Source organism: Gilliamella sp. CG16 (assembly GCF_046635785.1).
In the GTDB taxonomy this organism is placed as follows: Bacteria; Pseudomonadota; Gammaproteobacteria; order Enterobacterales; family Orbaceae; genus Gilliamella; species Gilliamella apicola_I.
This window is the reverse complement of sequence record NZ_JBIDFL010000005.1, coordinates 144,445-157,294: the sequence shown is the minus strand read 5'-3', so window position 1 is coordinate 157,294 and position 12,850 is coordinate 144,445. Positions and strand designations below refer to the sequence as shown.

General features: G+C 33.9%; 6 protein-coding genes. All 6 read left to right on the top strand.

Annotated features, from left to right (window positions below; all coding sequences use genetic code 11):
- Positions 1 to 71 precede the first annotated feature (71 nt).
- Complete coding sequence (locus tag ACGH47_RS07370) at positions 72 to 1,508, top strand: MotA/TolQ/ExbB proton channel family protein (RefSeq protein WP_267380711.1); 1,437 nt, start codon at positions 72 to 74, stop codon at positions 1,506 to 1,508.
- 98 nt (positions 1,509 to 1,606) lie between these two features.
- The gene (locus ACGH47_RS07365; RefSeq protein WP_179855830.1) at positions 1,607 to 3,004 is read left to right on the top strand and encodes a TolC family protein; all 1,398 of its coding nucleotides are present in this window, start codon (positions 1,607 to 1,609) and stop codon (positions 3,002 to 3,004) included.
- Between the two features lie 19 nt (positions 3,005 to 3,023).
- Positions 3,024 to 3,584: a hypothetical protein gene (locus ACGH47_RS07360; RefSeq protein WP_267352498.1), complete on the top strand. Its 561-nt coding sequence runs from the start codon at positions 3,024 to 3,026 to the stop codon at positions 3,582 to 3,584.
- Positions 3,585 to 3,677: 93 nt separating this feature from the next.
- Positions 3,678 to 4,976, top strand: a complete 1,299-nt coding sequence (locus ACGH47_RS07355) for an HlyD family type I secretion periplasmic adaptor subunit (protein WP_267352499.1) — start codon at positions 3,678 to 3,680, stop codon at positions 4,974 to 4,976.
- 27 nt (positions 4,977 to 5,003) lie between these two features.
- Positions 5,004 to 8,894 carry a hypothetical protein gene (locus tag ACGH47_RS07350; RefSeq protein ID WP_411623082.1) on the top strand — a complete coding sequence of 1,297 codons (3,891 nt, stop codon included), beginning with the start codon at positions 5,004 to 5,006 and terminating at the stop codon, positions 8,892 to 8,894.
- Positions 8,895 to 8,920: 26 nt separating this feature from the next.
- Complete coding sequence (locus tag ACGH47_RS07345) at positions 8,921 to 12,844, top strand: beta strand repeat-containing protein (RefSeq protein WP_411623081.1); 3,924 nt, start codon at positions 8,921 to 8,923, stop codon at positions 12,842 to 12,844.
- The last annotated feature ends 6 nt before the right edge of the window (positions 12,845 to 12,850 follow it).

Here is a 12,850-nt window from a genome sequence, read left to right as displayed (position 1 = left end):
AGATGTGTATAAGAGACAGTAGTTATACTAAATTATGAATGTTTTTATAATTTAGTTTAAGGATGGATAAAGTGAAGTTGAATTCTGTTAAACGATCGATAAGATTTATATTATTGATCCTCTTTGTAATAGTAATAGCTTATGCATATTTTTTTGATGATCTTTTAGAAGCTATTAATCATAATAAAATTATCAATACCGCTATTATTTCAATGCAAGTTATTGGTGTAATTTATACTTTTATTGTTTCTGTTTCACTAATGAGCGGAATCAATAGCTGGAAAAAGTTTTTATCAGTAGCCTCAGAAAATCCCAATAATTTTGATAAATTAAATAACTTTCCTTTTAAAGGTGCAGTTAAAGGGTTAAGAGGGCGTGTATCTGATTTGGCACTTTCAGGTCCAGAAATCCGTAATTCTGTTCTAGACAAATTAAAAGATAGCTTTTCCCACCGTGTATCTGGCGCAGATTATTTATCAGGTTTATTAGTTGGTTTAGGGTTATTAGGTACGTTCATTGGATTAATCTTAACAATGGGCAGTATCCGTGAATCAATGGATATTGTTACTAATAATACCAGTGATATTTCAGCTTTACTTGGTGGTATTGCCGCACCTTTAGGTGGCATGTCAGCAGCATTTACTGCATCATTTCTTGGATTAATGGGTTCTTTAGTAATGGGCTTATTAGCGCATTTATTAGGCTCAATAGTTGATAATATCTATTTTTCAGTTGAAGATTGGGCTAAAACGAATGCTAATGATGTAGGCGTTTCTATATCAAGTGTAATTAATGGTTCTACTGAGTCTGCTCTTGCATCACCTTCGGACGTTAAATTGCAAACAACGAATTTAAATGCAGCTTTATTAGATTCATTTAATCAATTTCTTAATTATCAGAAAAAATTCGAAGATAATCAATTACAACAGATTGAAAGCACCAATAAATTATCTAATTATTTTGATAAGCTCATTCAACAGCAAGAGCAGAGTTTTGCCTCACAAAACCAAATATTCAATTCTATGCAATCTGTGTTGGGGCAAATACAAAGTGAGTTAGAAGGTGTCAATTCAATGCTTGCCTCTATTGATGGTCAACAACCTATTTTACGAAGTATTCAAGTCGAATTAGAAACAGCGAATAATGCGTTAAATGCAATTGATGAACATACGGTGAAAATTAATGAGGTTCAAAGTCAAACAATTGAAGTTATTGAAAATGTTTATACCTCAACAGATAGAAATCGTACTGCTCTAGTTGAAGCAATTGGTGGAATGAATGCGGATCGCATACAAATAGTTCAAACATTTAAAGAAGTAGCTGAAACACTGACATGTTTGCAATCTGAAATGGAAGGTGTTCGCCAACAGTTATTAACGATTGAATCCGTTGCTCGTATGAAAACAAGTGATTCCGAAGCAGTAGTACAAGTAGTGCGTCAACAAAATGAACTTTTGCAAGAATGTGTTAGTCAAATGACTACATTAAGAGCATCTGTTCAAAATTGAGTTAATACTTTGTGTAGCACAGTTAATTAACTCTATTTTATTAAAGATAAGATGGAGTTAATTATTTTTAAATAGTTATTTGTTATATGGATTATGTTGTGAAAAATAAAATTATCGTATTAAGTGTGCTTTCGTCCCTTATGATTGGTTGTACTGTTAAACATGAGCTACCAAATACCCAAAATACTTACGAAGCAAATGAAAATATTCTATTAGCTAATAAACAATTACCTAGTATATTGCAAAATGGTTTTGATATTGAATCAAGAGGATTATCTTTAGCAGAAGCCATAGAACTTGCTCAATATTACTCCTTGCGTACTGTTTCTGCGAACTCAAGATTAGAAGAAGCAGATGCAAGAATAGATGAAATGAAAGCAACATACTATCCTAAAGTTAATGTGTTAGCTAAAACTCGCGATAAAGCCTTCGATCGAATGAGCTCGATATCAAGGTCTAATGATGAATATGCTCAAGCTCAGGTCTCTTTTCAATATAACCTGCTTGATTTTGGTCGTACTCGTTATAGTGTAGATAGTGCAAAACAACTTCGTGAATCAGCTAAATATGTTGCTGATTATGAAAAGAATAAAGTTACGTTCAATGTAGTGAAAGCTTACTTTAATGTACGTCGTTACACGCAACAAAAAGATTACGCTCAAGATTACATAAAAGAAATGTCACAACTTGTAAATACTATTGGTGTACAAGTTACAGGAGGGCTTTCACCTCAGTCAGAATTAATCAGGGCACAATTAGCATTAACCAATGCACAAAATGCTTCTAAATCAATTGAACTTCAATTGAAAAAATCGATACAAGAGTTGAATTCTTTGTTGGGTCGTTCAGCGCCAACCCATCCTGTAAAATTGAAAGAAGTATTTATTACAAGTCAATTATATGACCAAATCTTGAATAATGTGTTGGAAAATAACCCTGATATTAAATCTTCTGAGGCTCAGTTAAACAGTGCTCGTTCAGAAATTGAGGTTGCAAAAAGTGCACGATATCCTTCAGTTGATGCTGTCGGATCGTATAGTAAACCTTTCCAACATCCAAGTGATAAAAATGGCAATTTCATCGGTGGTAAAGTGTCACTACAAGTTAGTATGCCTGTCTTAGATGGTGGTATTAATTCATCAAGAATCAGTCAAGCAGTAGCTCGATATAGTTATAGTATGGCTTCTTACAATCAACTGGTACGTGATATTAAAGAGGTTTCAAATAATTTGGTAGAAGATGCGCTTAACTCTACTGATACTTACCTAATACAATCGAAAGCCGAAGATGATGCAAGTAGAACTCGCAAATTATATATGGATGAATTCATTTTAGGTAAACGTAATCTAAACGATTTATTAACCGTAGAAACAGATTACTTTAGTGCGAAAGTAAGTCGATCATCAGCATTATATGATTATTATCTTTCTACACTCGGTTTATATTTACTTGCTGATAAGTTAGATGATGGAATGTTCAAACTTAGCTTAAAATAATGAAAAGAAAGGTATTTCTATGAAATCAAATTCACATTTCTGGCCAGCATATGTTGATATGATGACAGTATTATTACTTGTATATCTTCTAATTACGTTACTTTTTCAAATATTAATGATTATTGCTCAACAAAATGTTGGGATTAAATTGCGTGAGCGTAATCAATTAGTGACTAATGTTTATAAGTATGATCAGGGTGTCAATCCAAATGAATTACGTCTGGATTTTCAGGGGCCTAAAAATCGAAATTTCTTAACAGAAGCAAATAAAGAAAAATTGATTCAATGGATTGATGCGAATAAAGACCAAATCGAAGAAAAAGGTGCTGTTATTTTTGCTACTTCGTCAGATGACGCACAAGTTGGTTTTTCTTTAAGTCTACAATATCAACGAAGTTTAGAAGTGTTTAGTATTTTACAATCTCGAAAAGTTTCCGTTCAAAAAGTAAAAATAGAAAATGCTTCTGTTAATAGGAGTGATATTGGATTTGTATCTATCCGTATATTACGTGATGATGAAGTCAATGTGGTTGAAAATCAGCCTTCAGAGATTCAAAGTCAAAGAATGATACAGAACTAAAATATAGGCGCAATAAATTACTAGTACAGGTAAATTAAAGTGGTCATCGCTGCCAACTGATACCAACAAATTAATGACAATATTTGAATCAAAATGAAAGATAGATTTAGAGAAAAATTTCAAGATGGAGTGGTAGTTTTAAAAAAACTAGCTAACTATATGCCAACAGGAATAGCAGGTAGAACACTACTTGTTATCGTTCTATTTCTAATTTGGATTTCATTATTTAAAGTTGATGTGTTAGTTAAAGGTGTTGGTGTTATTCGTGTCGAAAGTCGAAATATCACTCTTCAACACCCTGAAGGTGGCGTTATTCAACAACTTTTGGTGCATGAAGGGCAGCATGTTACAAAAGGACAATTAATTGCGATTGTTGATAATAGCTATGTTAATGAAAGCTTTGCCAAAAATGAAATTGAACGCAAAGCTTTATTGGTCAGAATAGAACGACTTAATGCAGAATTAAGTAATGAAAAATTTGAACCTAAATTTACGGGTGAAAAATCATTAGATGAAATTATAACAAATGAATTGCATTTATTTGATTCAAGATCTGTAGCTTTACGGGCACAAAAACAAGTCATTAATGCTCAAGTAGAACAGAAGAAAGCGCAAATTTTAGAATTGGTCACTAAAATTGATGATCTTAGCAAACAAGCGGAGTTGGCTAAACAAGAAGTACAGCTTTACAAAAACATGGTAGCTAAGGGAGCAGCAGCACAAGGAGCTTTGCTTCAGAAAAAACTTGAAAATCAGCAAATACAAACCGCACTTAATGAGTCCAGATTAAGAGTACCACGATTAAATAGTGAACTTTCAGAATATGAAGCAAGATATGAACAGATTCAAGCTGACTTCATATCTGATGTTCAAAAACAACTAACTCAAGTTAATATCAATTTAAGCGATGTTGATAACTCGCGAACGCACAGTGAAGGACGACGAGAAAACTCAAAAATTGTCAGTCCTGCCGATGGCGTAGTTCAGCGTCTGTTTGTTGCTCATACAGGTGCAGTTATTCGAGCAGGGGGAGAAGTAGTTGAAATAGCACCTTCAGAAGTCCCTCTCATTGCTGAAGTAAAAGTAAGACCAGAAGATAGGGATCGTATTTGGGAAAAAATGGTTGCAAGATTGCATATCAGTGCTTTTGACGTTTCATATGCTAACACACTAGAGGGAAGAGTATCTGTTATCAGTGCAGATGCTGTTTCAGACGAAAATTTAGGTCGATATTACCTTGTTAGTATTGAAGTTCCTTCTGAGAAATATAATGTAACTATGTACCCAGGTATGAGTGTCGATGCATATTTGCTGACTGGAAAAAGGACATTACTGGAATACTTTTTAAAACCCTTATTGTCAAACAGTTCTCTTGTTTTTTCAGAACCTTAACTTATTTAGATGAATGGATATAAATAGATGTCACAATATAATGAATTACCAATGCCTGCATCATCAGAAACAGCTGTTGTTCCTGTTACCTATGCAGAAAACTATATACCCGTTAATTATAAAGATGTTGAATTATTAATTAATGGTACTGATTTGATTGTTCAGTCTGGTGATAAAAAATTAATATTACCATTAGCGGCTAAACTAGCATCATTAGACCCAAATATATTTACTTTTTCATTTAAAGATGGGGTTACAATCAATGCTAATGAGTTAATTTCCAAGTCTCAATCTATTAATACTGCGCCAAAGTTAACTGAAAATAATGAATCTGATGTTACTGAAAAAAATGAGATGAAGGGGCAAGATGAACATGAAGTTATCGAACCTGTCGCTAATGAATCTGTTGAAATTATCGTAGTCAATAATTTAGACAGTCAATTACAAAAAGATGAAGAGAGTATTGAAGATCTTGAAAAGTTTATTTCAAAAAATTCTTCATCAACTATCAGTGATAATGATAACAATATTTCAGAAAATATCCCGTATCCATCAACATCCGATACAGCCGAATCTTCAAAGGAAAAATTTATTGCAGAATCGCATGAAATTATCGATATCAATGATAATAATAATAACAATAACGACGATAGCTCTGATGAAATCGATATTCCTTCAATAAAGTTATTACAAATCAAATCGGTTGTTAATAACTCAAGTAAAATTTGGATAGCGGGTACCGGTAATGACGAAGCAGCTGAATCAGAAAATTTTAATATCCAATATGAAAATATTCATATAGATCTATCGGGAGAAACAGAAAATTGGACAATTTACGCTAATGACGAAACGAAGCTACCTATTGGGCAAATAGGGCGCGTTATAGAAATTAATGATGCAACAAGTGTCGTTTCTGTTACTGGTCAACTCGGAAATATGAAAATTATTACAGCTGATTCGGCACTCGGTAAAGAATTTGGATTAGCTGCAAATCAATTTTTAATTATTTATCCTGAAGGAATAAAATCGTCTTTTAGTCTTGCTTTTAGCTATATTGATAATCAAGGCAATACAGTAAATGAACAGGCTAATTTTGATATTACCGATCACCCAGCAATTATTGTTGATAATACTGGGCATTTTCAACTTTCATCAACCAAAAATAATGTTGATATCACCGCTGGTAGTGGGGATGATACCATTTTTGCAGGCAATCAAAATGGACATTATGATGGAGGTGCTGGTACAAATACAGTTAATTATAGCCAACTTAAAGGATCACTGGTTATTGATTTAAATAATGGAAAAACTGACGCCAAAAATACCCACCATACATTAAAAAATATTCAAAATGTAATTGGAAGCAATAATGGCGATACCATAATTGGGCATAGCCAAGAAAATAATATACTCACTGGCGGTGATGGTAATGATACGATTATGAGTGGTGGGGGTAACAACATTATTGATGGCGGTAAAGGTATCAATACCATTGCCTTTGAAAATGTGACTAGCGGTGTTCACGTTGATTTATCTGCAAATAAAGTTATTAATAACGGTAATGGTGGCACAGACTCTGTTAAAAATATTCAAAATATCACCGGTAGTGATTTTGATGATATTTTAATAGGCGATGATCAAGACAACCTCATTGTCGGTGGTAAAGGTAATGATACTTTATCAGGTCGAGGTGGAAATAATACACTCGATGGTGGTGAGGGAATTAACACCGCTGACTATTCAGACGCTGAATCTGGAATTGAAGTGGATTTAACAAAAGATAATAACCAAGTTGAAGATAATGGATTTGGTGGAAAAGATACACTAATTAATATCCAAGCTATTGTTGGAAGTGATTATGATGATAAATTCATAACAGGTGTTGGCACTACCATTATTGATGGTGGCGCTGGTGATGATCACTTTAAAGTTGGTGGTAATGAAGCGAGCATCACATTTTTAAGTGGAAATAGTGGTAATAACACCTATGAAGCAGGAGCAGGATTTAACAATTATTTAGGGGGAACAGGTTTTGACACCCTTAGTTATGTAAATGCAGCTTATGGAATTAGCATTGATTTCAATAAAAGTATTGTTTATGACAATGGCTTTTCAGGTATTGATATTTTAAAGGATATTAATAAAGTCATTGGAACTAATTTTGATGATTATTTCGTTTTAGGTAATGGCGATCATTCAGTCGATGGGGGTCTTGGTAATAATACAATCATAGCAGGTTCTGGCAACAATAAAATTGATGGAGGAAGTCAAGGCGCAGGTTTCATTAATACTGTTGATTACAGTAATGCAACTTCAGGTCTGGAAATGGATTTAGTAACGGGTGATGTTGCTAAAAATGGCTTTGGTGGTCAAGATAACATAACAAACATTCAAAAAATTATAGCGACTGATTTTGATGATGTAATCTACAGTAGTGCTAACGATCTAAGTATTTTAGCTGGGGCTGGAAATGATACAGTTTACGGCAATTATGGTAATGATATTCTTGATGGTGGAGAAGGTGTAAACACATTAAGATATGATGCTCTCAGTGACGGTGTTACTATCAATATGAGTAACGGCACTGTTACTAAAACCTCTGGTACAGATAATTTTACCAATTTCAATACTTTTATTGGTTCAAAAGGCAGTGATGTTTTCATCGCTGCAGCAGGCAATCAAACAATTGATGGTAGCTCAGGTCACGATGCCATAGATTATAGTGGTATGTCTGGAAGAATGGTGGCTCATCTTGATACTAATCAGATTGATGATGATGTTAAAGATAGACATTTATTTCATCACACCGTAAAAAATATTGATGAAGTTAGATTTTCAAATGCTTCAGGTAATGTTGGTTATACTAAAACATCAGGTTCAACAAAGTTTGTCGGCGGTTCATTAAATGATACCTTCTATATTTTAGGCGGAAATAATGAAATTTTTGGTGGAAGCGGCACAGATATAATCAGCTATCGATACTCTACTACTGGAAAAGGTGTTGTAGTAGAACTCAATCAAAGTGGTACAGGTTATGCAACACAAAATAGCTATGGTGGTAAAGACCATATTGTGGATGTCGAAACCGTTCATGGTACCGAATTCAATGACTATATTAAATCTTTCGCTGAAATGAGAGGATTTTCTGGTAACGATACACTAGAAGGCGTTGGTAAAAATGCGTGGGTTGATTATGGCGATGCATCAAATGTGGATATCGATTTAGAGAAAGGGATTGCTGTAAAAAGTGGTGGGAAAACCACAGGTACAGATAAACTAATCAATATCAATAAAGTTGTAACTGGTTCGGGTGATAGTATTGTTCGAGGCAATGATAACGACAATGTTATAACCGGACGATTTGGAAACGATACATTTTACGCTTCTACAGGAAACGATAGTTACAACGGCGATCGCGGTAATGATACGTTAATTTATAATGAATTAAATAATACTAAAATTGAAGTTAATCTTAATACTAACACAATTGTTAAAACCCATGATAATGGTAATCAAGGTGTGGACAACTATAAAAGTATTGAAAACATCATTGGAACCAATGGTAATGATATATTCAAAATTACCTCATTAGCAGATTTAAATGGCTATCAATGTATTGACGGAGGTCAAGGATTTGATGTTGTTAAAAAATCTGGTCAAACAGATAATTTCTTTTTTGGAAGTTCAACTATTTTTAAACATATAGACAGTTTTGATTTCAAAGACAATAGCATGGATAGAATTTCCATTGATTTATCGACCTTTTTTGATGCTTTGGATACAGATTCAGTTGAGTTTGTTTTAGATAGTAATGACAGTTTAGCATTAATAAATTCTTCTTCTTGGTCACATAGTGTAAATGGTTCAAAAGAAATTTGGACAGATGGTACACATGAATTAATCGTTGACCGAGTATAAATAGAGATAAGAAGTGAGACAAGTTTATGAGTAACACAAATACAGCCTTAACACCGATGGAGCCAGCTCTTTCAATTATTCCTTTTACTTATGAAGACAATAAAATTAATGCTTCATGGGAAAAAGATAAAGTATCTTTATCAATTAATGGTTCGGATTTAATCATTACTACAGGTGACAATCGTAAATTGATTTTAACGATGGGAGCCGAATTAGCTTCTTTAAATGGAGGCGTGCTTTCATTAGCATTTAATGATGGAAAAAAATTAAATTCATATGAAATTATGAGTTTAGCGAAAATTGAAGATATTACACCAGAGATAATTGAAACAAAAGCACCTGAACAACTTACCACTAAAGAGGATGACATCACTGTCGAAAGTGTCGAAGATAAAACGGTTGATCTCACGACAAACATGACAGACAATTTTATTGTTATTGATACAAGTGGTGGTGCGGACACGTCATCAAATGAAATTCAATCTTCACTTGAAAATATGATGGATTTAGACATGCAAGTGAAGCCTGCTAAACTTAAGTCACCTCATGCAGATATTGTTTTTAAGAAGAGTTCATCATCCAGTTCGGATTCAGAAAAGTTTCAATCAAGTATCGATGGCGAAGTTCCAATTGTTGAAAGTAAACCACCTGCAAGTATTACGCCAAAGATGCCTAATGTTAAACTTTATCAATGGGAAGGATTAATTGATAGTGCTCAACATGTTTACGACGTCGGTGGTGGTAATCTAACAGCAAGAACGGATGTTACAGCCAATGCGCAGTATTCAACAACACTGGTTGATCTTTCGCAAGAAAATGCTGATTGGACGGTTAACGTAGCTAATCAAAATTATATTGAAGAAGGTAAAATTCTTCGTATTGTCTCTTTTGATGATGCTCAATCAATAGGTAACATAACAGGGCTTCCTTCTGACTATGAAATTATTCGAGGCGGTACAGCGCAGGGTGATAAATATGGTTTATCGCTCAATGAAATCATTATTTTATATCCAAAAGGTCAGATTAATAAATTCTCGATTTCGGTAACATACACTGATTCAAATGGAAAAACTGTAACAGAAGACTTTAATTTTTCAGTTGTTGATTCCCCTTCATCACTTATTGATATCGATGGAAACATACTGTTATCAAGTTCCGCTAATAATGTTCATGTTGTTGGTGGTGCTGGAGATGATGTCATTATTGCTGGCACAACACAAGATATTTATGACGGTGGAGCTGGAATTAATACTGTAGATTATAGCCAAGTAAAAGGTGACTTAATTATTGATTTACATACGAAAACTGTTACAGGAGCTGTAAATCAACAGGTTGAAAATATTCAAAATATTATTGGTAACAATGGTGATAATACTTTTATCGGAAGCTTAACAGAAAGTAACAACTTGATTGGCGGTGATGGAAAGGATATCTTTTTTGTTGGTGGTGGCAAAGATAATCAGATAGATGGCAAAGGCGGTATTAATACAATAAGTTATGAAACCACTGATAACGGAGTCAATGTTGATTTAACTAAGGGCATTGTTACCGATGCATTTGGTCGAAACGACTCAATTCGAAATATTAATAACATTACTGGTACACATTTTGATGATGTCTTAATTGGAGATGATAAAGACAATATCATAATTGGTAATGGTGGTAATGATATCCTTGTAGGTATGGGGGGTAACAATACGCTAATAGGCGGTAATGGTGGAAATAGTACGGCCAGTTATCAAGAATCCGTAAAAGGAATTAATGTTGACCTTTCTAAAACAGATAAACAAGTTATCAATAATGGCTTTGATGGTTCGGATACTTTAACGAATATTCAATCAATTAAAGGTAGTCAACATGATGATATTTTTAAAACCGCCAAAGGTAGTATAACGATATATGGTGGTGAAGGTAATGATACTTTTTATATTGAAGGTGATGCAATTAGTCGAGCTGTAATTCACGGTGAAGCAGGTAATAATCTTTATGTTGCTGGGCAAGGTTATAACTCCTTTATTGGTGGTTCAGGAATTGACGTTGTAGATTATCATCTAGCGTCTTCGGCCATTGATGTAAATCTTAAAACACGACGTGCCTATTCAAATGGTTTTGGCGGTGCGGATCAGCTAACTAACATAAATGGCATTGTTGGAACTGATTTTGACGATCGTATTGAATTGGCTAATGATACTAATTATCTCATTAGTACAGGCGCTGGCGATGATTATCTTATTGTAGGCAAAGGCGGAATGTCTAATTATTATGATGGTGGAGATGGTGTCGATACTATCGATTATAGTAATGTCGCTAATGGCATTGAAATCAGCCTGAAAAATCAAGTAGCAACAAAGAACGGTACCAAAGATAGAAATGGTCTTGATGGCGTAGATAAAGTCTCAAATTTCGAAAATATTGTTGGTTCAGCTTTTGATGATATCATTGAAGGAAGCGATGCTGATAATATTATTCATGTTGGTGGCGGGTCGGAAAATATCATCTATGGTTCTTTGGGTAATGACCAAATTATCACTAAAGGTAATGGAACGAATACGTTAGATTATAGTCGTTATTCTATTGTTGCACAGAATTCTGGGATTGAGATAGACGCTACTAATGGAACAGTAATAAAAGATATCAACGGACAGACATATCAGGATAGTTTTACAGCGGGTGGATTCGCAAAATTTGTTGGTACGGAATATGATGATACATTCATTATAAACCAGAGTACAACATTTGTTGACGGTAGTGGTGGAACTAACTCGCTTATTTTAGATGAAACAATGCAAGGATCGTATATTGTTGATTTAGAAAACAATCGTATTACAGCTAATAATTATGATGCTGAAATAAAGAATATAAATAATGTGACCATTAAAAATGGTACTTTGCAGTTTTATGGAAACGAAACAGAAGGTAATACCGTTATTGCTGGTGCAGGTGATGATCATATCCATGCTAAAGGTGGTGATAATTTTATAGACGGTGGCGCTGGTAGTGACTGGCTCTATTACGATGATGGAATTCAAGGTGTGGTTGTTTCGTTAGATGCAAACGGTAATGGTACGGCGACTAATGGTTTTGGCGGAAAAGATACGATAAAAAATATCGAAAACATATATGGTTCACAATATGACGATATAATATCAGGAAAAGGAATTTTAATTGGTGGTGATGGAAACAATACATTAATTGGTATTGGCAATAATGCAGTTGTTCAATATAAATCACCAAATGGAATTAAAGCAAATCTTGACACAGGTATAGTAAGCGATAATGGGTATGGTAAAGAAGATCGTATCGTGAATATACACAAAATCATTGGAACTGATAAAGATGATGAATTTTATGGTAGTAGTGTAAGTGATGAAATTCATACTGGTGCTGGAAATGATATTGTTTACGGCAGTAGTGGTAATGATAGAATAGTGAATACTAGTGGTAATACGAAAATAGATTATACTAATTTAAGAGAAGGTATAAGAGTTTATATTACTAACAATAAAGATATGACAGTTTCTAAAGGTAATTGGGGGAGAGATACACTTACTTCCATTACCGATATTTCAGGAACTAATTTTAATGACGAGTTTCAATTCAGTTCGCTTACCGATTTCAATCGATATCACTCAATTGATGGTGGTTTAGGTATAGATAGTGTCACCAAAAAAGGAAGAGCTGGAACGTTTGATTTTAGTGTCGTTAATAAAAATTTATTTAAACATATTGATATTTTCAATTTTAAAGATGGGGTCGCTGGTGATTTTATCCTCGTAAATTTAAGTGATTTATTTGAGAATATGGATAATAACAATATTCGATTTGATACCGATAGCACTGATTCATTACAAATTTTAGATAGTGCAGGTACTTGGGTACATTCTGAAATTTCACCGGGTGTTGATCAGTGGACAGATGGAACCCATACATTAACTTGGAATCATGTATAGGTATCA